Here is a 23273-nt window from a genome sequence, read left to right on the forward strand (position 1 = left end):
TTCAATCCTTTAAAATGATGTCCTTCTGTAAATAGAATCCCAAACAACTATAAAATATCAGCGTAAACGTTTTATCTTCGAGAATATTGTAGAAAAGTCCTGCTAATAATGCGGCCAACATCAGGCAGATGGTGAACGCTGCTAAAGTGCCATTTCCCGATTTTAGGATTTTACGGCAGGTGAAAAAGATGAATGCAAGAACCGCAAGGAAGCCGAGTACACCAGTTTGGACCAGGATCTGGATATATTGATTATCGGTATACATCCTTTCACCAATTTGGTACTCCTGATAGATTGGTGAGGAAAAGGAAAGTGTGGCAGAATCCCCGAAGGTGGCCAGCCCGGTGCCGATTATCGGGTGATCTTTGAAAATTTCAATTCCCTTGATTAAGACATATAACCGGCCCCATTCCGTACTTTGGTGCAGGGTCTTATCAGAGAACATTTCTGAAAAGCGATTGGAGAGGGCATGTTCGTGTTCAGAAGAGGGTGTGCTGCCAATTACCACATTTTCCATGGGAATCGATGCGGATACCTCCACTTTACTTGATGCAAATAAAACTGGGTAATAAATAAGAAGCAGGCCGAAACAAAATGCTCCTGCAGCATATTTGAGAAATGGTTTATTTCTAGTCCATATTATAAAGACAAGCCCCGCGAACCCGAATGCAATCATCGTGCCCCGTGAATAGGTAAGCAGTAACGTTCCGGAAAGCAGGATGGCTGCCAGAAAGACGATCCATTTATATTTTTTCAACGACTGAAATAGAAAGAAACTAAGGAATAACTGGATGCTTAAGAATAAGGCAAATACATTAGGATTGGCAGGTGCTCCATAAATCCTCATCCGGTTTGTTGGAGAAAGATTCCATTTTTCCCATGCATGGGGAAGCAGGATCGTACGTGAAAAGATTTTCTCCACTATGCCATGCAGGCAAAGTAAGATTGTAAATATTAGCATTACCTTCAAAAAGCGAAAGATATCCTTTCTTTCTAGATTTAATTCACCGATAATGTAAAGAAGCAAGAATGTAATAAGCAATGCACGGAGTTCAAATAGGATGGGGTGGATTCCCACTCCGTTTATGAGTGCAGCTGCGGCACCAATTAAACAAAACAACCAAAATGGCGCAGTAAAGTGATATTTCGAAAATTGCCATTCGTTCTTTTTGAATCTTTCAATAAGCAAAGAAATGAATAAAGTGAGGATAATCAGGTCGCCTGTATAGGTTAAGCCGCTATTCAGTTCCATGAATAAGGGACGGGCAGGGAAATAAATGAATAGAATTAATAACAGGTTTTTTTTATTTATACCGATAAAAACGAGCATCAACGCCGTTGCTATGTAACCGGCGATAGGGTGAGGCACTGCCGATGGGATGAGCAGGCACAGAAATAGAATGGGTAACGATTGTTTTTCTATAAACTTCAATTGATTAACCACCTTTGAATCAAAAATCATGTTCTATGATGTGTATGAAAAAATTTCTTGAATAATACCCCACCCTTTAGATGTATAGTACATATGAAAGGCTGAAGTGAAATGACAGAGAAGTTTGTTGAGATACTATCCATACCATTCATTGATAGCAATATGGATGAATTCATGAATGGAATGATTTATCCGAGATTGATGAATCAGGAAAAAACGTTTGTCGTTACGGCAAATCCGGAAATAGTCGAGTATGCAAATGAACATCAGGATTATAAAGACATCATTATATCGGCTGATTACATCACTCCGGATGGCGTTGGTATTATTATGGCCTCTAAATGGCTAAATCAACCTTTACAAGAGCGGATTACAGGATTCGACTTGATGAATGAATTATTTCGGGTCGCTGATGAAAAAGCGTTGAAGGTTTATCTGCTTGGAGCGGAGGAAAACGTGATTGAAGCAGCGGCCCTGAAAGTAAAAGAATTATATCCGGGTCTCGAGTTGGTGGGATACAACCATGGTTACATTGATATCAAGGATGATACCCTGCCGAAGTCGATAGCGGAACTAGAACCTGACATCATATTGACTGCATTAGGGTTCCCTAGGCAGGAGAAATGGGTTTCCAGACACTATGCGTTATTCAATAAAGGGGTATTCATGGGAGTAGGGGGAAGCTTTGATGTCCTTGCGGGAAAGGTGAACCGCGCCCCGGTTTTCTGGCAAAAAATGCGTCTTGAATGGTTGTACCGACTGATTCAACAACCTTCACGGTGGAAACGGATGCTTGCGCTGCCAAGATTCGTATTAAAGGTTAGGCGGTTAAGGAAAACGGTGCAGCGTTCCTGAACATAAGGAGTGGACTGGATGAGAATCTTGCACTTAAACGCTGGTAATGAAACCGGCGGCGGTATGTTTCATATTATGTCCTTACTGAACCAATTGAATAAAGAGGAGTGTTTGCTTGGTGTATTTGAAAAGGGTGAACTATACCGGCGGGCCATGTCCTCCGGGATACAAACTGAACTTTTCAAGCAACATTCCAAATATGACCTTTCAATTTTGAAACCTTTAAGGGACTTTATCCGTCTAAATAATATAGACATCATCCATACACATGGTCCGCGGGCGAATATATATGGTGCTTTTATAAAGCGCCTCATTAAATGCCCATGGCTACTTACTGTTCACAGTTCGCCTCATCATGATTTTTTAGGGCAGGGTGTAAAAGGAAAATTGTTTACGGGCCTTCATGTAAGGTCATTTCAATATGCCGATCATATACTGGCGGTTTCTGACCGCTTTAAGCAGGACTTGATTGACCAAGGAATCCATTCGACCAAAATAACAAAGATCCTGAACGGAATTGACTTTGAAAAGGAACTGCCTTTCCCGTTTCAAAGAGAAGATTTCGGGTTCGGGAAAGATGATTTCATCATCATCATGCCTGCAAGGCTTGAACCGGTGAAAGGTCATGAATTTGCATTAGCGGCATTAAGTGAAGTGGTATCGGAATTTCCCCATGTGAAGCTGATCCTTGCAGGGGACGGGAGCAGGAGATCCGCTCTGGAAGAGATGGTCTCGGAAAAGGGATTATCCGATCATGTGTACTTTTTAGGGTATCGTGAAGATTTAGATCGAATCTACCCGTTGGGGGACATCACATTATTGACTTCCTTAAGCGAAAGTTTTCCACTCGTTTTACTTGAAGGAGCAAGATCGGGCCTTCCGGCAATCACTAGTGATGTCGGCGGTGTACAGGAATTGATTCCCGATCGGAGCAAGGGGTGGATAACGGATATCGGCAATGTCGAACAGCTGAAACTGGCCATCTGCAATGCTTTGGAATTAAAAAAATCCGGGGACTTGACAAAGATAGGGCTGAATTTACAAAAATTTGCAAAAAACAACTTTTCTATAGAGATTTTAGCCAATAACGTATATAATGTTTATTTGAGGATGAAAAATTAAAATAAGCATTTATATATAGGTTTTCTTATAGATCGTAACGGGTATTAGATTTTTAGTTGAATTGAGGTGGTTCTTGATGTTAATAGGGGCCTTGTTGGTAGCCTTTTTATTATCCATCTTTTTGACTCCTTTTGTCGGAAAGCTGGCCTTTAAATTAGGAGCTACCGATAAACCGAATGAGCGAAAAGTGCATAGTAAAATTATGCCGCGCATGGGCGGTTTAGCTATATTTTTGAGTTTTTTCATTACCTTCTTGCCCTTCTTGCTTTTCATGGATGATTTTGGGGAACAGCTGCCCCTTCTGGTGGGAGCCCTTGTCATCATATTGATCGGGATGGCTGATGATATTTTTGAATTAAGAGCTGCACCCAAATTCCTGGGCCAGGTTTTGGCTGCCCTCATTATCGTATTATGGGGCGGTCTTGAAGTGGAATTCATCAATTTGCCGTTCTTTACCGATACACTTGAATTTGGTGTTTTCAGTATACCGATCACCATTTTGTGGATTGTCAGCATCATTAATGCAATCAACCTAATAGATGGACTGGATGGTCTTGCAGGCGGTGTCTCAACGATCGCATTAGTGACAATTGCAACTATGGCCCTTATTAAAGGGGACCTATTTGTTGCTATGGTCGCATTGATCGTGATTGGAAGCACTCTTGGCTTTTTGAAATATAACTTTCATCCGGCTAAGATTTTCATGGGAGATACAGGTGCATTATTCTTAGGTTACATCATTGCCGTTCTGTCCCTGCTAGGGTTTAAAAACGTTACGATGATTTCATTGATCGTACCGATCATCATTTTGGGTGTTCCCATTTCGGACACATTTTTCGCGATTATTCGCAGGCTCGTCAATAAACAGCCGATCTCGGCTGCTGATAAATCCCATTTACATCACTGTTTGATAAATTTGGGATTCACTCATAAGCAGACTGTCTTGCTCATTTACGCTTTAGCTGCTTGCTTTGGTTTAGCGGCCATAATCTTTTCATTTGCAACGATGTGGGGAGCTTTGATCCTTGTAACGGGACTCCTGCTGATCATAGAGATTTTTGTGGAGAAAATTGGTTTGGTCAATTCAAACTATCAGCCGTTGCTCAAGATGCTTAACTTTAAAAACAAGCCATGATCGTTTTGGAAATAGATTACTAGATTAGCTAATCTTGCTAGATAAATGAAAAGCCGCCAATCGTTTAAAGTAACGGTTGGTGGCTTTTTGCTGCTAACTGGAGGACATGATCATATTAAGGCTATCTGCACAGCATGTGATTTCATATAAGAAAACTATATGGGACAGAATGCATCAAAAAAGGAAACCCCCACTCATGACGAGTGGGGGTTTTCCTTTATTCTTGTATTTGTGATTGAACTGCTTCAGTTTGATTGCCTTCAGCTGGTCCCAGGTTCAAGTGGGATTGAAGCAACAGCTTAGTGTTCGCTAATGATGTTTCGTTCAGCTGATAATAATAGGTTCCGCCAATGGTAGAATCCTGACCTTCAAGTTTGATGGTTTCAAGATTGAGGCCTTTATCGGTAGTTACATATTTTATGAAACCTCTCATTTGTGAGAATTGAAGGTTCGTTGTCATATTGTCACCGACAGCTTCCATTACGTCTGTATATTTCGTTAGTGATCCAGCAGAGGTTGCTTTGGCAATGATGGCTTTTAGGACTTCCTGCTGACGCTCACCACGTTGGATATCACTGTCCTTTTTACGTGTCCGTGCAAACGCTAATGCTTCTTCACCATTAACGGTCTGTAATCCTTCTTCGAGATGGATGGCATTCTTTTTGTCATGTGAATCGATTTCATACATTTCATAAGGGACGTCGACTTCGATGCCATCCAATGAATCTACGACATCGATGAAAGCATTAAAGTTCATGCGAACATAATAATCGACTGGGATATCAAATAACTCCTCTACGGTGTCCATCGTCGCTTTTGGTCCGCCGGCTGCATGGGCCGCGTTGATTTTCGTGGTTACGCCTTTGGCTGGCACGTACACATATGAATCACGGGGAATGCTTAATAGTTTTATAGATTTTTGATCTTTATTGAATGTGGCAAGAATTAAAGCATCCGAGCGGGAATTTCCTTTTAAGTCACGGTCCTTACTATCATCAATTCCTATGAAAAGGATCGAGAAATTATCTTCGAGCGGGTCGATCGCTGCACTTCGCTTTCCTGATGCTTCTACAGGGTCATAGGAACCATTGAATACATTCTGGGCTTTCATATACAGGGTTGCAGCATACGTAGAAGCTCCCAGACCAAGTACCAGCAGGGGAACAAGCAATAACCAAAGCCTCTTTCGCCTTTTTTTCTTCGTTTTTTTAATTTTATAAACACGCCTAGTAGTAGACATCTTTTTATTCTCCTTTTAAATAACGAACATCAGACATATATCGCTATTTTTCGAATCCTGCAGTTTATATTTCGTCATATATTACACCTAATTTTACAATGATTTAATAATTTCGTAAAATAAATATTTCTTTTCAATTATATTACAGCATAAAAAAAGGAAAAATATGCAGGAGTCTATCAGGCGAATTCCTCTTCCAAATAAAGCATTTCTTCCTCAGTGATGTGGCCTTGACCATTTGTCAGCTCTGTAATCCAAGCGGTATATGTCTCTTTTTGTGTTTCCTCAACATATACAAGGATATTGACCTGATCAAGGTACTGAATTTCCTTTATTTGATAAATGGAAGATCGCAATTCGTTTTCCAATTTTCCAAGCCAGGTATAGTCAACGGTTGTCGAAATGACCCGCATTAGTTTTCTAATGACTACACCAGTGGCATTTATTCCTTCTGAAGTCGCTTTGCTGTAAGCGCGAATGAGACCGCCAGCACCAAGTTTGATGCCGCCAAAATACCGTGTGACCACAACAGCGGTGTCTTTCAGTTCTTTTTTCTTAAGCACTTCTAGGATAGGGACGCCTGCCGTTCCGCTCGGTTCCCCATCGTCTAGGGCTTTTTGGATTTGATTTTGTTCCCCGATCATATAAGCTGAACAATTATGTGTAGCATCTTTGTGTTTTTTCTTGATTTCCTGGATAAAGGCCTGTGCGGCATCTTCGGTTTCAACTCGGGCGATGTGGGAAATAAAACGGGATTTTTCAATGACGATTTCATGTTCGCCGCGACCTGCCACCGTTAAATATTGAGTGAGCATAACTATTCCACCTTCGTACTTCCTATTAGTTGATTTATTATAAGGCTTTGCGGAAAAAGTGGCAATGACGATTCATTTACATACCGCATGTGTAAAGAAACTTTAATATAAGATAAAGCTGTACGTGTTATAATTAATTTCATTGCCTGTTATTGTTATTAGCTGGTCATATATGCTTAAAAGAATAACATTGTAGGAAAGACATGAGTTCTGTGCCATTATCCTGGCTTTACCTTAACGTGTCCTCTCATTTCAAGGATTTTGCCATTTAATAAATGCATCTGTTTCATATGATAATCAATGGAGCGGAATATCCCATTTGATTGAAAAGGATATTTTGTATTAGGCTAATAGAAATGGCTTTCTGCCTTTAATAGGTAGACTTAATGGCGGGAATATGAGATGTATAGTAAATATGTACATTTTATGGAAATCATAAAAGGGAATTAACGTATTTTTAATCTTTTTTTGGTACAATATGTTCATGAAGGTTACTTCATACAAAGTTTCCTGAAATTTAACCATTCATGAAAAAGGAAAAGAACTTTTTTCCATATACATAGTCTTTAAGACAATAAATTGTTTAAGTCTTTTGATTTAAGTGGAGGGATCTTAATGTCCATAAAAAAGGTTGATGCTAAAGCATTGGACAAGATCTTAGAAACAATGGTGAGCACTGTTAGTGAAAGTAAGGATGAAGTCTTTGATATCGGCGAACAATGCCGAAAGGATTTCGAGTCATTATCAAAAGAGCTTGATGATGTGAAAATCAGGGTTGCCATTGTGATAACCGACAGCGATGCACTGGATTCAAAAGCCAGGTTTGCTCGAAAAAGGCTTTCAGAAGTCAGTATGCACTTCAACCATTTTTCTGAAGAACAGGTGCGCGATGCTTATGAAAGGGCACATAAGCTTCAAGTCGATTTACAAATTAACCGGCAATTGGAGAAAGAGCTCCGTAATCGCCGGGATGAGCTTGAGTTAAGGTTAAGGGGTTTACAGCAGACAATCGATAAAGCGGTGCATCTCGTCTCGCAAATATCGGTAGTGCAGAATTATTTGACACAGGATCTTAAATTTGTGGGGGAAGCCCTTCAAGAAGCGAAACGCAAACAGGACTTTGGCCTGAAAATAATCGAAGCCCAGGAGCAGGAACGTAAAAAGCTCTCGCGTGAAATTCATGATGGTCCGGCGCAAATGCTGGCAAATGTCATGATGCGCTCAGACCTGATAGAACGAGTGCAACGGGAGAGAGGTCCTGATGAAGCGTTAGTGGAAATCCGCAGCTTAAAGGTCATGGTAAGGAATGCTTTATATGAAGTGCGCAGAATCATCTATGACCTTCGCCCTATGGCGCTTGATGATTTAGGACTTGTTCCTACTCTCAGAAAATACCTGCAAACGACCGAAGACTATAATAATGGCGTGAATCTGAATTTCGTCAACCTTGGACAGGTCAAAAGGCTTCCTTCCGATATGGAGGTCGCTTTATTCAGGCTGGTTCAAGAGGCTGTACAAAATTCATTGAAGCATGCGGACCCAAAACAGATTCAAGTTAAACTGTCCATTTCCAAGGAGATGGTGACCGTCGTCGTCAAAGATGATGGAAAGGGGTTTGACTCTACGATTCAAAAAGAAGGTTCATTTGGCTTGGTAGGAATGAGAGAAAGAGTCGAGCTGCTGGAAGGTGAAATGACGATCGATTCACAACCGGGGGCAGGCACTTTGGTATTTATACAAATTCCCTACCATTTATAAATTATAGAGAATAGACATATTAAATAGAAACTAGGAGGAAGAAGCCGTTGAAGACTAGTATCATCATAATCGATGACCATCAGCTTTTCCGTGAAGGCGTAAAGCGCATATTAGATTTTGAATCATCCTTTGATGTTGTTGCCGAGGGCGATGACGGAAGCGAAGCTATGGATCTCGTTGAAACACATAAACCTGATGTTGTTATCATGGATATCAACATGCCGAACATGAATGGGGTCGAAGCAACAAAAATGCTCGTGAACCGTTACCCTGAAACAAAGGTCATCATCCTTTCCATTCATGATGATGAAAACTACGTGCAGCACGCATTGAAAACAGGAGCACAAGGTTATCTGTTGAAAGAAATGGACGCAGATGCGTTGATTGATGCTGTGCGTGTAGTCGCTGAAGGCGGCTCATACCTTCATCCGAAGGTGACCCATAACTTAGTTAAAGAATATCGCCGCTTAGCAGCTGAAGAGGGTGCTGATCGTGATTCCGTACATACAATAGAAATCAGGAGGCCGCTTCACCTATTGACTCGACGCGAATGTGAAGTGCTTCAACTTTTAGCGGACGGGAAAAGCAACCGGGCCATCGGCGAAACTCTATATATCAGTGAAAAAACAGTCAAGAACCATGTGAGTAACATTCTTCAGAAGATGAATGTGAATGACCGTACACAAGCGGTTGTCCTAGCTATTAAAAACGGCTGGGTAGAAGTGAAGTAATTAAAGCGTTCGATAAGTCCGGCTCTTCAGATTCCGCAATGCGTGCTGAAGGGCTGGATTTTTTTTTTTTTGGCTGGATGACTCGATTCAAATTTAAGGTTTCATATTTAGGGCAATGCAGAAAGCTATTTAATGCAAATAAAGGCATTTTCAGATAGAATGGTGAATAGGATACAGAGTAAATTTTTATAAGGATGGTACTATTATGAAAACCGCAGTCGTAACAGATAGCACTGCATATATACCTAAGGAAATACGTGATCGTTTACATATACATATGATGCCGCTTAATGTCATTTTTTCCAATGAAGCTTACCGGGAGGAAGTTGATATTACTGCGGATGAGTTTTATGAGGAAGTAAAGAGGCAGGAGAAATTGCCGACCACTTCACAGCCTCCAATCGGGAAGTTTGTCGAGAAGTTCGAGGAACTGCAAAAAGAATATGATGATGTTATTTCAATTCATTTATCGAGCGGCATCAGCGGAACGTATCAAGGTGCGGTATCTGCAGGTGAAATGGTCGAGGGAATTAGGGTTCATGCCTTTGATTCGGAAATCAGCTGCATGGTACAGGGGTTTTACGTGATCGAGGCGGCAAAGATGGCACTTGATGGTAAAGGTGCAGAAGAAATCATGGCCAGGCTCGAAGAAATGAAACCATCGGTCAGGGCATACTTCATGGCAGATGACCTATCCCATCTGCAACGCGGCGGCCGCTTAAGCAGTGCCCAAGCATTGATTGGCAGTCTGCTTCAAGTGAAGCCGGTCCTCCATTTTGTTGATAAAGTCATCGTCCCGTACGAAAAGATTCGTACAAGAAAGAAAGCGATGAAACGGATTGCCGATTTGCTTGGAGAAGACGCGGCGAGCGGCGAGAAATTTAAAGCCGTCATTATTCATGCAAAACGGGAAAGCGAAGCTAAAGACTGGAAAGCAGAACTTGAAGCTCGGTTCCTAAATGTCGAGTTCGACATCAGCTACTTCGGTCCAGTAATCGGAACGCATCTGGGCGAAGGCTCAATGGGGATGGGCTGGTATAAAATTTAAACTGTGACGCCTTTACTAAGTGAAAGGCGTTTTTTTATGGAGCAAAAAGGAATCCGTGAGTAAAAAGCGAATGTTAAGGAGGAGTGAAATTTATAAGAAATGGAGGTTGCAGTTTGAAAAAAGTGAGCATTTCCCCCCCATATTCCCCGGAACTTCAGAACCATCTCACCGGAAAACATCTTTTGGCCTTCGAAATCCCCTTCTCCCAAGAAATTCTCGCAGAGCACCTCAAGAACGGGTATGTCTCGCAAACTTACGGTGTGCAATCCGGGAATGGCAGTTATCAATGTGTACGCTGCGGTAACAAAGATCAAACTTTGTTTTATACATTCCCTTGCAAGATTTGCAATCAAGATTGTACTTACTGCCGGTCATGCATCATGATGGGACGGGTCAGTGAATGTGCAAAGCTATATAGGTGGACCGGTCCCGGCATTCAATTTACGATTCCTGACAATGTGATGAGGTGGGCAGGCACTTTGTCGGCAGGTCAACAAAATGCCTCTGACTGTGTCGTTGAAGCCGTAAACGGAAAAGATGAATTCCTGGTATGGGCTGTATGCGGGGCAGGGAAGACGGAGGTCCTATTTCCAGCGATTGAGGCAGCCTTGCATGCCGGGAAACGGATTTGTTTGGCAACACCGCGGACCGATGTCGTTCTCGAACTTTCCCCAAGGTTAAAAAAAGCCTTCCCTGCCATTGAAGTCACGACCCTTTATGCCGGCAGTGCAGATAGACATGGCTTTTCGCCACTAACCGTTGCCACGACCCATCAGCTATTCCGTTTTATTGAAGCTTTCGATGTCATCATCGTTGATGAAGTCGATGCGTTTCCCTACTCAATTGATGATTCGCTGCATTATGCGGTTAATAAATCGAAAAAGATTTCTGCGGCAACCATCTATTTGACCGCCACACCTTCGAAAAGGATGCAGCGGCTATACCGAAGCGGTAAATTGAAAGCCGTCATAATCCCGGCCCGTTATCATCGTCAGCCCATCCCTGTCCCTGAAATGAAGTGGAGCGGCAATTGGCAAAAACTATTTCTTCAACAAAAGATTCCTCCCGTAATCAACGGATGGGTAAGTGAACGCCTTAAGCAGAATATCCCCTTCCTATTGTTTTTTCCAAGCATTCAAGTGATGGAGCAGGCCATTCCGCTGTTCCAAAGGGTGTCTCCAAAATTATCGATTGTCCACTCCCGGCACCCTGATCGAAAGGAAAAAGTAATGGCACTAAGGAATGGATTGGTTCCAGGGTTACTGACCACGACCATCTTGGAACGCGGCGTGACAATTGAACGGTTGGAAGTTGCCGTGATCGGTGCTGAACATGAAGTGTTTTCTGATAATGCCCTCGTTCAGATTGCCGGCAGGGTAGGGAGAAGCTTTGCTAACCCTGCCGGGACGATCACCTTTTTTCATTACGGTAAAAGTAAAGCGATGGTCGAGGCGATTCACCATATACAAATGATGAATAAAGATGCCATGAAAAGGGGGCTGCTGGATGAATAGATGTCTTGTTTGTGATGAAGGGATGAAGCAGGCATTGACATGGAGGAGCCTGCTTAAGCGGGCTGAGGCAAGGGCAATCTGCGAAGGATGTGAGGGGAAACTTAATAGGATAGCCGGAGAAACATGTTCAATGTGCTCAAGGGAGCTGGGCGGGGATCATATCACTGGTGACCTCTGTCTGGATTGTTCTAGATGGGAAAGGAATAGGGAATGGGGAGGTTATTTGTCGAAGAACACATCGCTATTTCATTATAATGAATCCTTAAAAGATATTATTGCTAAATATAAGTACCGGGGGGATTATGCATTAGCTGAGGTTTTTGTCCCTTTTTTGAAAGAAGGGTTAAAGGACATGGAGTTTGACCTGGTAACGGTCATCCCGCTTAGTCATGAACGGCTTAGGGAGCGGGGATTCAACCAGGGACAGGCTTTGGCAGATCTTCTTGGACTTCATACGGTTGAGACCCTGACAAGAATCCATACGGAAAAACAATCAAAAAAATCACGTCAAGAGAGAATGTCATTACCACAGGTTTTTCAGGTCAGGCAAGCTGATTTGCTGGAGCATAAATCTATTTTGATCATCGATGATATTTACACAACAGGCACAACTCTCAGGCATGCAGCCAAAGCCTTAATGACGGCAGGGGCCAAAGAAGTATCATCCATCACCCTGGCTAGGTAAAACAGCTTATTTTAATAAACATCCTAAAGTATCGCCGGGATTATTCGATATATACAGTACTGAAGAATAATCGCTGTGATGGTGAAGGAGGAGCCTCGATGGAAGTATTCAACTGTTCAAACTGTAATTCGTTATTCGTAATGACAAAATTCCATGATGTATGCGATGCCTGTTATAAAGAAGAAGAAGCCCAATATGATAAAGTGTATGCATATATTCGCAAGAAAATAAATAGAACGGCGTCCATGATGCAGGTGGTTAAGGACACAGGCGTTGAAGAAACGTTAATAATTAAATTTGTGAGAACCGGAAAGCTGGGGGTTTTGCAGTTTCCCAACCTAGGAATTCCATGTGAAAAGTGCGGCGCTAACATCAAGAGCGGAAGGTTATGCGGTAAATGCGGCGATTCACTGCGATCGGATTTGTTGGCATTTGAAAATGAGGAAAAGCGCCTGACTGAAATTCAAGGAAATGATAAAAAAAATACGTACTATATGAAGGATGATCAGAAAGGGTAAATCATGGAAACGTGATGCGGTATTTGTTAAAACATTCGATATTGAGAACAATATTCGACAATGGTTGTCGAAGGAAAGATTACGGAAACAATTAAAAAAATCCATTCCTTGTCGATAATAACGATAGGGAGAATAACACAGTCCAGAGCCATTTTCATGTGTTAAGGAATCGAAACATAATGGGATTTATAAAATCGACCGAAGGAGAGGATCTGGAATATGAAAATCAATAACGTCGGTATGACAGGTGTTAACCCTTATAATCTTCAAGCCAATAAAACGGGGAATATCAAAGAATCCAACGTCAAATCCTCGGATAAAGTTGAAATTTCTTCAGCGGCAAAAGAAATGCAGCAATCATCTCCGATTCTTGCTGCAAGACAAGCAAAAGTGGACGAACTGAAAATACAAGTTGAAAAAGGGAATTATAAATTGAATGCACAAGCAACGGCTAAGGGTCTCATCGATTTTTACCGGAAATAAATTTTAAATGAAAAAGTTTGATGAAGTGGACGGAGCCATTTTCCGTCCTTCATTTATGAGCGGAGGAGGCAGCGAAATGTCTGCACGGAACATCATCGGATCGCTTGAAAAATTGATTAAGATTCATAAAAGCTTCAATCAATTGGCGATAAGAAAAACAGCCATTTTGAAAGCAAATGATACCGAGGCGATTTCTGCCCTGCTGATTTTGGAACAAAAGCATATGAAAGCCATCAGTCAAACGGATAAGGAAAGAGAAAGGGCAGTCGAGGAATTTCTTGCTGCCAATGGAACGGTAGGAAAGCCGGCCTCCATCCATACCGTGACTGAACTGACAGGACCAGGAGAAACGGAAATCCTTGAAATGCTAAAAGCGGTATTGATTGATGAAGTGGCAAAGCTGAAGGAGCGGAATGGTTTAAATCAGCAATTAATCTATCAGTCCCTTCAATTCATCAATGTCTCTTTGGATATTCTGAGGCCGCAGAACCAGAATCTGAATTACGGGGATTCGGTTAGGAAAACGGCGAAAATCGGCATGGGAATGTTTGATTCCAAAGCATAAGAACCAGAAAAAAGATGGAGGTGCGGCAAATGATTTCAACCTTTATGGGTCTTGAGACCGCCAAACGCGGATTATCCACCTCGCAAGGGGCCTTGTATACAACAGGAAATAATGTGGCCAATGCCAATACATTAGGATATTCAAGGCAGCGGGTCAACTTGGTCCAGACGTCGGGCTTTCCTACTGTCGGTTTGAACAGCCCGCGCGTTGCCGGCCAAATTGGGACAGGGGTGGCAGCCGAAACGGTTCAGCGGATACGAGACAGTTTCCTGGACGCACAATACAGGACACAAAGTAATAAAATCGGTTATTACGGGGCCATGAGCGAATCCCTGACGAAAATGGAAGGCGTCATGAATGAACCGACCGACAGCGGATTAGCCGCCATGATGGATAAGTTTTGGAATTCCCTGCAAGGGCTGACGGCGAATACGGAAAACTCCGGGGCGCGTGAAGTCGTTGCCTCGACGGGCGTCATGGTTGCGGATACTCTAAACTACTACTACAACTCGCTAACGAACGTTCAAACGGATATCGGCAATCAGATAAACGTCAAAGCGAACGAAATCAATGCGCTCATCAGCAGTATTGATCAGCTTAACCAACAGATCAGCAAAGTGGAGCCTCATGGTTATATCCCCAATGACCTTTATGATAAACGTGATGTACTCGTAGACAATCTCTCACAGCTTATCAGCATTAAAGTGAATAACGTCATTCCGACGGTTTACGGCAGAGCCAGCTATGTGGCCACAGGTCTATACAACATCGAATTGATGCAAGAAGACGGTTCACCTTTTGCGCCGCCCATCAATCTAGTCAGTGTCAACCAAACCGGGATGGTGGGAACTTCGAAAGTTGAAGTTAGCCATGATAAAACTACAGGTATGGTAGACGGATTGAAGTTTGGTTCGAAAACATTGACCGATTACAAATTCTCGGGAGAACTATCCGGTTTGATCAAAAGCTTTGGCTATAAGAAGGCGGATGGCACGAACTGCGGCGCTTATCCGGATATGCTGAAAAAGCTCGATAAAATGACGACGGCTTTTGTGAATGAGTTTAATGCCATCCATGAACAAGGTTATGCCTTAGGTGATGACAACACTTCAACATTGAACTTCTTTGAAATTGAACCAGGTAAGAGTGCCGCCCAAAGCATCAAGGTGAATGGTGAAATCGTTAAGGATCCCACAAAAATTGCCGCAGGCGGAAAAAGCGGAGGGGCATCCGGTGATAATGAAAATGCCAAACTCCTGGCTGACCTTAAAAAGAAGGCGTTTAGTGAGTACTCGACTAAAGAACAAAACTCTGACGAATTGACGGGAAGCTTCGACACTTATTATTCCGGTATCATCGGAAAGCTTGGTGTGGATTCCCAAAGCGCCCAAAAGAACCTTTCCAACTCTGTCGTGCTTGCTGCCTCCATCAATCAAAATAGGGAGTCTGTCAGTTCCGTATCCCTTGATGAAGAAATGACGGACATGATCAAATTCCAGCAGGCATACAACGCATCTGCAAGAATGATGACGATGATGGATGAAATGCTCGATAAAATCATAAACGGAATGGGTACAGTAGGACGATGATAGGAGGAGACGATATGCGGGTAACGCAATCGATGCTAACCAATAATATGTTGAGTAATTTGAGCAGCAGTTACGAAAAGATGTCCAAGCTGCAAGAGCAGGTTTCCTCTCAAAAGAAATTCTTCAAACCATCCGATAACCCTGTTGCGGCCATGATAGGAATGGGGTACCGGACGAACCTCAATCAATTAGGGCAGTATCAAAGTAACATTGCCGAGGCGACCAATTGGATCGAAAGCACGGATGATGCCATTACGGAAGCGGTTTCCGCCATGCAGCGGATTCGTGAATTAACCGTTCAAGGCAGCAATGGTACGTATGAAGGGGAACAACTGAAAACCATTACTGAAGAAATTAAACAATTAAAAGAACATCTCATAACTCTTGGCGACACACAGATTGGCGGGAAATATATTTTCAACGGACAGGATACGAATGTGAAGCCTTCTTCCATTAAAGATGGAAATGGGAATACGGTATATGGCACAGGGGACATAAACCTTGAAGTGTTTTCCGGGATTTCCCTCAAAATCAATACGGACGGTTCCAAGATTTTTGGTGATGCACTCGCTGCCGGGGGAAGCATCGACCAGGCAATCGATGCTCTCGAAAACGGCGGGGACGTGAGTGGGACGCTTGCGGGACTTGACGCAACGATAAATACTTTCTTGGGCATGCAGGCACAGGTTGGTGCAAGGCAGAATCGGATTGAGCTGATGACGGACCGTCTCAAGCAGCAGGAGGTTTTTGCCACTGAAATCCTTTCGAAAAATGAGGATGTCGATATCGAAAAGGCGATCATGGATTTGACGACCCAGGAAAGTGTCCATAGTGCTGCTTTAAGTATCGGAGCAAAAATCATGCAACCGAGTTTATTGGATTTTCTTCGCTAAGCTATTCTTAAATGGATAGCTTTTTTCTATAAGGAGTGTTGATGATGCAGATTCCACAAATTAGATTGCAATCCACCCCAATGAAAATTGGATTGAATATAGAGCAGTCTGTACAGCAAATCGAACAGAAGGCGGCAGTCCAATCAATCGAACAGCCGCAAGCCATACTGGAGATTCAAACGACCCCAGGTAAGCTGACGATTGATCAGTCACAAGCAAGGGAAGACATGGATTTAAAAAGCCTCTCAAGAAGAGTCGATGAATTCGCGCAGCAGGGATATCAAGATTGGCTGGCGGGTATGGCAAGACGCTCGCAGCAAGGGACGGAGCTGAGGCATATTGAAAAAGGCGGTAACGCACTGGCAGATCAGGCCAGGCAAAACAGCAAAGGACCTGAGAAGCGATTCAATCTCGGCTGGATTCCCTCTCATTTCAGCGTGAAGCTTGACTACCAGCCAGCCCAGGTGAAAATCGAAGCAACCGCTCAAAAACCGATCATTGATGCTCAAATCAATAGTGCGAACCATACATACACACCAGGTAGTGTGGATGTGGAAATTCTACAAAAAAATGCTCTGGATATAGAATTCATCAATATTTTCCGGATTTAGATAGGGTAGTGAAAACATAGATGATCATACAAACAAAATTTCATGGCGAAATGGAATTGGCAGAAAAAGAGTTTTATGTATTTGAAAGCGGGATACCAGGATTTTTGGAAGAAAAACAGTTTTGCTTGCTAGCTTTGGATGACACGCCATTTTTCGTCCTGCAATCGATAGAAACAAAAGAGCTTGCCTTCATTGTGACGGATCCTTTCGAAGTGTTTCATGGTTACGAAGTGAAGCTTACAGATGAGGTATTATCTTCTTTACAAATAGAAACGGAACTGGAAGTGATTACTTTGGTCATCTTAACGATCCAGGACCCTTTCAATGAAACGACGGCGAATCTCCAGGCCCCCATCATCATAAATAGTTCTAAAAAAACGGGAAAGCAATTTATCATGACCGCTAGTGAATACCGTACAAAGCACAGACTGTTTGAACCTCCAGCAGAACAGGAGGGGAAAAGATGCTCGTATTGACCAGAAAACCAAATGAAGCGATCATGATTGGCGATGATATCGAAATTACGATCCTGTCCGTTGAGGGAGAACAGATCAAACTGGGTATCAATGCCCCTAAAAACGTCGATATCCATAGGAAAGAAATCTACCTGTCCATTCAGCAGGAAAATAGAAAAGCCTCTAATACAGAAACCAATTTTCTTGAAAATGTAAATGAGTATTTCAAGAAAAAATCTTAAAATCCGCTAAATATGTTTCCAAGCAGGTCGATATTAAATATACAACGATGGGCAGTGAAATAGGCGGCCGACTTAATCACTGCCCATCGTAAACAACCATATGGACGTGGGGACTTAAGACTCAAGGAGGAAACATAAATGATTATCAATCACAATATCTCAGCTCTAAACACGCATCGTCAATTATCAAGTGCAACGAATGCTCAATCCAAATCAATGGAAAAACTTGCATCAGGCATGCGCATCAACCGTGCAGGCGATGACGCAGCCGGTCTTGCAATCTCTGAAAAAATGCGTGGGCAAATCCGCGGATTGGACCAAGCTTCCCGTAACTCACAAGATGCTATCTCATTGATCCAAACTGCTGAAGGTGCATTAAACGAAACGACTGACATCCTTCAACGTATGCGTGAACTTGCTACACAAGCATCAACGGATACTAATACAACAAATGACCGTGGAGAAATCCAAAAGGAAATGGATTCATTAACATCTGAAATCAACCGTATCGGTAATACTACTGAATTCAATACACAGAAATTATTAAATGGTTCTAAAGATTCTACCACTAATGGTAACTTAGCTAAGGTTGAATTTGATTTAACTGGAATGACAGCGGGATCTGTAGATATTTTAGGAGAAACAGTAAACTTTGATACTGATGAAGCCACTACTGCAGAAGCCATCGAAGCAGCTATTACTGGAAATGCTGATTTAAATGCGAAATACACTGTTACTGTTACTGGTAACAAAGTGGAGATTGCAGCGAAATCAAAAGGTGAGGATACAGATTTAAAAGCTGATCTTACTAAAGGTACTGGTGTTACAGACAAAACAGTCACAAATACAGAAGGAAAGGCTGATGGAGCAGGTCTTCAATTCCAAATCGGTGCAAACGAAAACCAAAGCCTTACACTTGAAATTGGTGACATGCGGGCAAGTGCTCTTGGATTGACTGGTGCTGCTGGAGATGCAGGGTTCACAACTGATGCAAATGTAAGCAATGGTACAGATTCTAAAGGTGTTGAATCTGGGCTGGATGTTTCTAATGCTAAAAACGCATCGGCGGCTATCACAAAAATCCAAACTGCGATTGACACTGTATCAGCAGAACGTTCTAAATTAGGTGCCAACCAAAACCGTTTAGAGCACACTATCAACAACTTAGGTACTTCTTCTGAAAACCTGACTGCTGCTGAATCACGTGTTCGTGATACAGATATGGCTAAGACTATGATGGAGCAAACTAAAAACTCTATCTTGGCGCAAGCATCTCAAGCAATGCTAGCTCAAGCAAATCAGCAACCGCAGGGCGTTCTTCAGTTACTTCGTTAATTGAATAGTTAGCCTAACAATAAAGGGTCTGACACTTTGTGTTAGGCTCTTTTATTTGTACTGCTTGAAGGGTGTAGGGAACACTACGATGTAGAAAAAAAAGAGATTACTGACCCTTAAAAAGTAAGGGGCCATTCGTTAATCTGTCACCAAGGAATCTTATGGCTACAATCCTAATGATATTATCTTCATTGAGTATGATGGTACTACAAAATACGTAGATGAAGATGTCGTTACTGTGTATGGTGAAATGACTGGTGAATACAGCTATCAATCACAAGCCGGATGGGATAGATCAATTCCTAGTATGTTCGCTGATTCATTTGAATAAAAAGGGAAGACCTATAATTAAAATAGTCAGTCATAATTTTTTCCGAACGTAGAGAAGTGATTATCACCTCAGTTTTAACTTAGGTAAAAAGAGCAATCTAACTGTAAAACAAAGTTGATTGGAACGGAAGGTGCGAGACTCCTGCGGGAATACGCGTCCAAGGGAGACCCCGCAGGCGCAAAGGAGCCGAGGGCGGACCGCCCGCGGAAAGCGAGTGCCTGGAGTGGAAATCAACGGGCAAATTTTAAAAACCTAAAAAACTGCAGACTTTTATTCTGGATTTTTTTTAGTAGAATCTCTTTTATAGCAAAGGATCATTAATGAAAGTCTGCAGTTGAAACCAAAATCAAAGCTTGACTAAATATAAAACTGTAAGAACCGATATAAAAAGTAAAGATATCATATTGGGGGCTATTTAGATGCTGGAGAGTTTGTCCACGAATATTCTATCTTCACAACTTAGAACAGCAATCTCGGAAGGAATGAGTTCATATTATCAGCGGGAAATGAATACGCTCGCCTATTCGGAACGAAGGGTGGAGTCTACTGATGAGCCTTCAAAAGAAAAGATGCAGGAAGTTGTGGATAGTTTGAACACTTTCCTGGATCCAATACATACAGCCGTTCGTTTTGAATATCACGAGAAGCTGAACGAGTACTATGTCAAGGTAGTGGATGATGTAACGGATGAGACGATCAGGGAGATTCCTCCAAAGAAGTTACTGGATTTCTATGCGGCAATGACGGAGTTTGTCGGAATCATGGTGGATGAAAAAATATAAGCGGGTGATCAATTTTGGTGCGAATCAGTGGTTTAGCAAGTGGAATGGACATTGATGAACTAGTTAAGAGCATGATGCAGGCAGAACGGGTGCCATTGGATAAATTAACACAGAAAAAGCAGTATTCCGAGTGGCAGCGGGATGAATACCGCTCGATAAATACAGCTTTATCAGAATTGGATACGCTCATTCGTGATGGAATTGGGAAGCAGTCTTCCTTTATTAAAAAGAAGGTGTCGATATCGAATCCAGATGCTGTATCAGTGAGAAATGTGAATTCGACCAGTGATTTTTCCGGGAATATACAAGTGAATGGACTTGCCATAGCCGCAACCATGACAAGTACGGAGAAATCAGCTGTTACTGACCCCAAAAAGAAATTATCGGAATTGGGTATCACGACACCTCAAGATATTACGATTTTGGCCATCAATAAAGATGGCGGTTTTGATACGGAAGTAAAAGATGGGGCAACAGTGGAAAAACCGTACACGCTTATCCTTAATGCGGACGATACGTTAGAGAGTGTCATAAATAAAATGAATGCTAACTCGGGAGTGACCCTATTTTTCGATGAAGCGTCCCAGAATTTTTCCATCACTGCTAAAAATACCGGTGATGTTAAAGATCGGCCTGAAATTGAATTGGGAGGCACCGGAGATTTTTTCAATGCGTTAAAAATGGGCAGTAACAATGAAGGGACTGGCGGCTCAAAAGGGGAAAATGCGTCCGTTGTTTATAATGGACTGGAAATTTCCCGGCCCTCGAATACGTTTCAGATTAATGGAGCGGAAATAACGATAAAGCAAAAAACGACGGATACAGTCACATTTTCATCAACAGCTGATGTGGATGCCATCTTGGACACGATCACACAGTTTGTGAATAAATACAATGAAATCATTAAAAAGGTTCAAGATAAAACGGGTGAAGCTAAATATCGCTCCTTTACCCCGCTTACCTCTGAGCAAAAGAAGGCAATGATGGAAGATGAAGTGAAGCTGTGGGAAGAAAAAGCGAAGAGCGGTACATTAAAAAGCGATTCGACATTAAAAAGTCTTCTGACCACAATGAGGTCATCCCTATACACCTCGGTGGACGGGATCACGGGAAAAAACAATCTCAGCAGTTTGGGAATCACGACCACCAAGAATTATTTGGAGGGCGGTAAATTAACGATCGATGAGGACAAGCTCCGGGCAGCCATTAGTGAGGATCCCAATGCGGTTTATGATATGTTCATGGCCAATGGAACGGAAAAGAGCAACAAAGGCCTCGCACGCCGATTAAGGGATGATATAGAATCATCTATGAAGGTTATTACTGAAAAAGCCGGAAAGGCCGGCTATGTTAATAACAATTTTACAATCGGAAAATTGGTTGATGGGCTGGATAAGAGAATGTCAACATTTGAAGCAAAGTTAACGAAATTGGAATCACGATACTACAGCCAGTTCACGGCGATGGAAAAAGCGATTCAAAAAGCAAACAGCCAAAGTGCATCGTTAGCTTCTTATTTTAGTTAAGGTAAGTTGGAAAGGAAGTTAAATATGGCGATGAATAATCCATATCAATCGTACCAGCAAAGTTCAGTCAATACAGCATCCTCGGGAGAGCTTACATTAATGCTTTATAATGGCTGTTTGAAGTTCATCATGCTTGGGAAGAAGGCCATTGAAGCAGGAAATATCGAAGCGAAGAATACGAACATCATAAAGTCGCAAAATATTATCCGCGAATTGATGGTGACGCTGAATATGGATGCGGATGTATCCAAAGATATGATGAGTCTGTATGATTTTATGAACCGGCGCCTGATAGAAGCGAATATGAAAAATGATGTTTCTGCCTTGGAAGAAGTCGAGGGACTTGTTACTGAGTTCCGGAATACTTGGAAGGAAGTAATTCAGATCAATCGAAAAAAACAATTTACCCAAAGCGGTCAAGTGTAATGGTGATTAGAACCTTTCATGATTTGACTGCTGAATTACTTGCCGTTCTGGAAGATCGCACGATTACAGAACGTGATGATAAAATAGAAAGGGTTACAAAGCTGATTGATCAGCGAGATGGACTTCTTTCTCAAATCACCCCCCCTCTTACTGGTGAAGAGCAACAGCTGGGCCGTGCAGTCATGTTGCTCAACCAACAGGTCGATCACTTGCTGAAGCTCCAAAAGCAGGAGATACAGCGGGATATCCAGGAAATAAATAAGAAGAAACGATCATCCAATATATACACGAACCCGTATGAAAGTCTATCAGTGGATGCCGTGTTCTACGATAAAAGAAATTGATTTACCCAACCGTTTGGATTCCAAACGGTTTTTATGTTAATTATTTTTAAATTTTCTGTAAATAATATAGGCTTAATTTTTTCTTTATAGCATAGCATTTGATATAATGAAGCTAGGGCAGACATCAACCCTTTCCAAACCTTCCGACAATTGTTTCATTATTTCGACATATTTCATGATGTGTTTCTAAAAGGAACCGGAGGGGTATTGTAGAATCTAACTGTATAGTCTTAATTTAAGGAGGACTCACTTTATGAATTACAACGTACGCGGTGAAAACATTGAGGTAACTCCAGCAATTCGAGAATACGTCGAAAAGAAAATTGGCAAGTTAGAACGATATTTTAACAATACACCAGATGCAAATGTGTTAGTGAATTTAAAAGTGAACAATAATACATCAAAGGTCGAAGTGACGATTCCCATGCAGAATTTGGTTCTTCGCGCTGAAGAGGAAAATGCGGATATGTATGCTGCCATTGACTTGATCAATGATAAGCTTGAACGCCAAATTCGTAAACATAAAACGAAGGTCAATCGTAAGTTCCGGAACAATCTATCGACTACACCAGATGCATTCGCCTTCAATACGGAAGTTGACGAAGTGGTGGATGAATTCGAAGACGATAATGATATTGAAGTGGTCCGCAATAAGCGCTTTGATTTAAAGCCGATGGACAGTGAAGAAGCGATTTTACAAATGAATATGCTTGGTCACAGTTTCTTCGTATACACGAATGCGGATACTAATACAACGAACGTAGTGTATCGCCGAAAAGATGGACGCTATGGATTGATTGAACCTAGTTAATTATTATTCTAAGATCAAAAGCACAGC

At 42.0% G+C, this 23273-nt stretch carries 25 protein-coding genes; 22 read left to right on the forward strand and 3 right to left on the reverse strand.

Annotation, left to right across the window (positions count from 1 at the left end):
* Nucleotide 1: 1 nt before the first annotated feature.
* Nucleotides 2-1432, reverse strand: coding sequence for an O-antigen ligase family protein (locus Q8G36_RS00360; protein ID WP_305158466.1), 1431 nt, complete (start codon nucleotides 1430-1432; stop codon nucleotides 2-4).
* A gap of 111 nt (nucleotides 1433-1543) precedes the next feature.
* Here Q8G36_RS00360 and Q8G36_RS00365 point away from each other — a divergent pair, with 111 nt between their 5' ends.
* The 3 genes from Q8G36_RS00365 (at nucleotide 1544) to Q8G36_RS00375 (ending at nucleotide 4544) form a co-directional block, all read left to right on the forward strand.
* On the forward strand, nucleotides 1544-2287 hold the full coding sequence (locus tag Q8G36_RS00365; protein ID WP_305158467.1) for a WecB/TagA/CpsF family glycosyltransferase: 744 nt from the start codon (nucleotides 1544-1546) through the stop codon (nucleotides 2285-2287).
* A gap of 18 nt (nucleotides 2288-2305) precedes the next feature.
* Complete coding sequence (locus Q8G36_RS00370) at nucleotides 2306-3409, forward strand: glycosyltransferase family 4 protein (RefSeq protein ID WP_305158468.1); 1104 nt, start codon at nucleotides 2306-2308, stop codon at nucleotides 3407-3409.
* A gap of 76 nt (nucleotides 3410-3485) precedes the next feature.
* Nucleotides 3486-4544, forward strand: a complete 1059-nt coding sequence (locus tag Q8G36_RS00375) for a glycosyltransferase family 4 protein (RefSeq protein WP_305158469.1) — start codon at nucleotides 3486-3488, stop codon at nucleotides 4542-4544.
* Nucleotides 4545-4761: 217 nt separating this feature from the next.
* Here the strand turns inward: Q8G36_RS00375 and Q8G36_RS00380 are convergent, their stop codons facing one another.
* Both Q8G36_RS00380 and Q8G36_RS00385 read right to left on the reverse strand, forming a co-directional pair.
* A complete protein-coding gene (locus Q8G36_RS00380; RefSeq protein ID WP_305158470.1) occupies nucleotides 4762-5784 on the reverse strand; it encodes an LCP family protein in 1023 nt (340 codons plus the stop codon).
* Nucleotides 5785-5963: 179 nt separating this feature from the next.
* Nucleotides 5964-6599 (reverse strand): YigZ family protein, encoded by a 636-nt coding sequence (locus Q8G36_RS00385; RefSeq protein ID WP_305158471.1) that lies wholly within the window; start codon nucleotides 6597-6599, stop codon nucleotides 5964-5966.
* 615 nt (nucleotides 6600-7214) lie between these two features.
* On the opposite strand from Q8G36_RS00385, the gene Q8G36_RS00390 reads away from it, so the two are divergent.
* The 19 genes from Q8G36_RS00390 to hpf all read left to right on the forward strand — a co-directional run bounded on the left by Q8G36_RS00390 (nucleotide 7215) and on the right by hpf (nucleotide 23246).
* Complete coding sequence (locus tag Q8G36_RS00390) at nucleotides 7215-8357, forward strand: sensor histidine kinase (protein WP_305158472.1); 1143 nt, start codon at nucleotides 7215-7217, stop codon at nucleotides 8355-8357.
* A 47-nt stretch (nucleotides 8358-8404) separates the two neighbouring features.
* Entirely contained in the window at nucleotides 8405-9088 is a 684-nt protein-coding gene (locus Q8G36_RS00395; protein ID WP_101223770.1) for a response regulator, read from the forward strand.
* A gap of 205 nt (nucleotides 9089-9293) precedes the next feature.
* Nucleotides 9294-10136, forward strand: coding sequence for a DegV family protein (locus Q8G36_RS00400; protein WP_305158473.1), 843 nt, complete (start codon nucleotides 9294-9296; stop codon nucleotides 10134-10136).
* Nucleotides 10137-10258: 122 nt separating this feature from the next.
* Nucleotides 10259-11650, forward strand: coding sequence for a DEAD/DEAH box helicase (locus tag Q8G36_RS00405; protein WP_305158710.1), 1392 nt, complete (start codon nucleotides 10259-10261; stop codon nucleotides 11648-11650).
* Nucleotides 11643-12335: a ComF family protein gene (locus tag Q8G36_RS00410; RefSeq protein ID WP_305158474.1), complete on the forward strand. Its 693-nt coding sequence runs from the start codon at nucleotides 11643-11645 to the stop codon at nucleotides 12333-12335. The genes Q8G36_RS00405 and Q8G36_RS00410 overlap by 8 nt, the downstream gene beginning before the upstream one ends.
* Before the next feature lie 98 nt (nucleotides 12336-12433).
* On the forward strand, nucleotides 12434-12853 hold the full coding sequence (locus tag Q8G36_RS00415; protein WP_305158475.1) for a TIGR03826 family flagellar region protein: 420 nt from the start codon (nucleotides 12434-12436) through the stop codon (nucleotides 12851-12853).
* 219 nt (nucleotides 12854-13072) lie between these two features.
* Complete coding sequence (gene flgM / locus Q8G36_RS00420; RefSeq protein WP_305158476.1) at nucleotides 13073-13336, forward strand: flagellar biosynthesis anti-sigma factor FlgM; 264 nt, start codon at nucleotides 13073-13075, stop codon at nucleotides 13334-13336.
* Nucleotides 13337-13343: 7 nt separating this feature from the next.
* On the forward strand, nucleotides 13344-13901 hold the full coding sequence (locus Q8G36_RS00425) for a flagellar protein FlgN (protein WP_305158477.1): 558 nt from the start codon (nucleotides 13344-13346) through the stop codon (nucleotides 13899-13901).
* Between the two features lie 29 nt (nucleotides 13902-13930).
* Nucleotides 13931-15490 carry a flagellar hook-associated protein FlgK gene (flgK, locus tag Q8G36_RS00430; RefSeq protein ID WP_305158478.1) on the forward strand — a complete coding sequence of 520 codons (1560 nt, stop codon included), beginning with the start codon at nucleotides 13931-13933 and terminating at the stop codon, nucleotides 15488-15490.
* A 14-nt stretch (nucleotides 15491-15504) separates the two neighbouring features.
* The gene (gene flgL, locus Q8G36_RS00435) at nucleotides 15505-16383 is read left to right on the forward strand and encodes a flagellar hook-associated protein FlgL (RefSeq protein ID WP_305158479.1); all 879 of its coding nucleotides are present in this window, start codon (nucleotides 15505-15507) and stop codon (nucleotides 16381-16383) included.
* A gap of 44 nt (nucleotides 16384-16427) precedes the next feature.
* Complete coding sequence (locus tag Q8G36_RS00440) at nucleotides 16428-16994, forward strand: DUF6470 family protein (protein ID WP_305158480.1); 567 nt, start codon at nucleotides 16428-16430, stop codon at nucleotides 16992-16994.
* A gap of 20 nt (nucleotides 16995-17014) precedes the next feature.
* Complete coding sequence (gene fliW / locus Q8G36_RS00445) at nucleotides 17015-17470, forward strand: flagellar assembly protein FliW (protein ID WP_305158481.1); 456 nt, start codon at nucleotides 17015-17017, stop codon at nucleotides 17468-17470.
* Nucleotides 17458-17691 (forward strand): carbon storage regulator CsrA, encoded by a 234-nt coding sequence (gene csrA, locus Q8G36_RS00450; RefSeq protein WP_305158482.1) that lies wholly within the window; start codon nucleotides 17458-17460, stop codon nucleotides 17689-17691. Before fliW ends, csrA begins: the two co-directional genes overlap by 13 nt.
* Before the next feature lie 138 nt (nucleotides 17692-17829).
* Entirely contained in the window at nucleotides 17830-19026 is a 1197-nt protein-coding gene (locus Q8G36_RS00455; protein WP_305158483.1) for a flagellin, read from the forward strand.
* 750 nt (nucleotides 19027-19776) lie between these two features.
* Nucleotides 19777-20139 (forward strand): flagellar protein FlaG, encoded by a 363-nt coding sequence (gene flaG, locus Q8G36_RS00460; RefSeq protein WP_305158484.1) that lies wholly within the window; start codon nucleotides 19777-19779, stop codon nucleotides 20137-20139.
* 17 nt (nucleotides 20140-20156) lie between these two features.
* Nucleotides 20157-21665, forward strand: a complete 1509-nt coding sequence (locus tag Q8G36_RS00465) for a flagellar hook-associated protein 2 (RefSeq protein ID WP_305158711.1) — start codon at nucleotides 20157-20159, stop codon at nucleotides 21663-21665.
* 24 nt (nucleotides 21666-21689) lie between these two features.
* Nucleotides 21690-22091, forward strand: a complete 402-nt coding sequence (gene fliS / locus Q8G36_RS00470) for a flagellar export chaperone FliS (protein ID WP_305158485.1) — start codon at nucleotides 21690-21692, stop codon at nucleotides 22089-22091.
* Nucleotides 22091-22435: a flagellar protein FliT gene (locus Q8G36_RS00475; protein ID WP_305158486.1), complete on the forward strand. Its 345-nt coding sequence runs from the start codon at nucleotides 22091-22093 to the stop codon at nucleotides 22433-22435. Before fliS ends, Q8G36_RS00475 begins: the two co-directional genes overlap by 1 nt.
* Nucleotides 22436-22688: 253 nt before the next feature.
* Nucleotides 22689-23246 (forward strand): ribosome hibernation-promoting factor, HPF/YfiA family, encoded by a 558-nt coding sequence (gene hpf / locus Q8G36_RS00480; RefSeq protein ID WP_063233921.1) that lies wholly within the window; start codon nucleotides 22689-22691, stop codon nucleotides 23244-23246.
* Nucleotides 23247-23273 lie beyond the last annotated feature (27 nt).

The sequence above is a fragment of the Peribacillus frigoritolerans genome (genome assembly GCF_030676415.1).
Classification (GTDB): domain Bacteria; phylum Bacillota; class Bacilli; order Bacillales; family DSM-1321; genus Peribacillus; species Peribacillus frigoritolerans_A.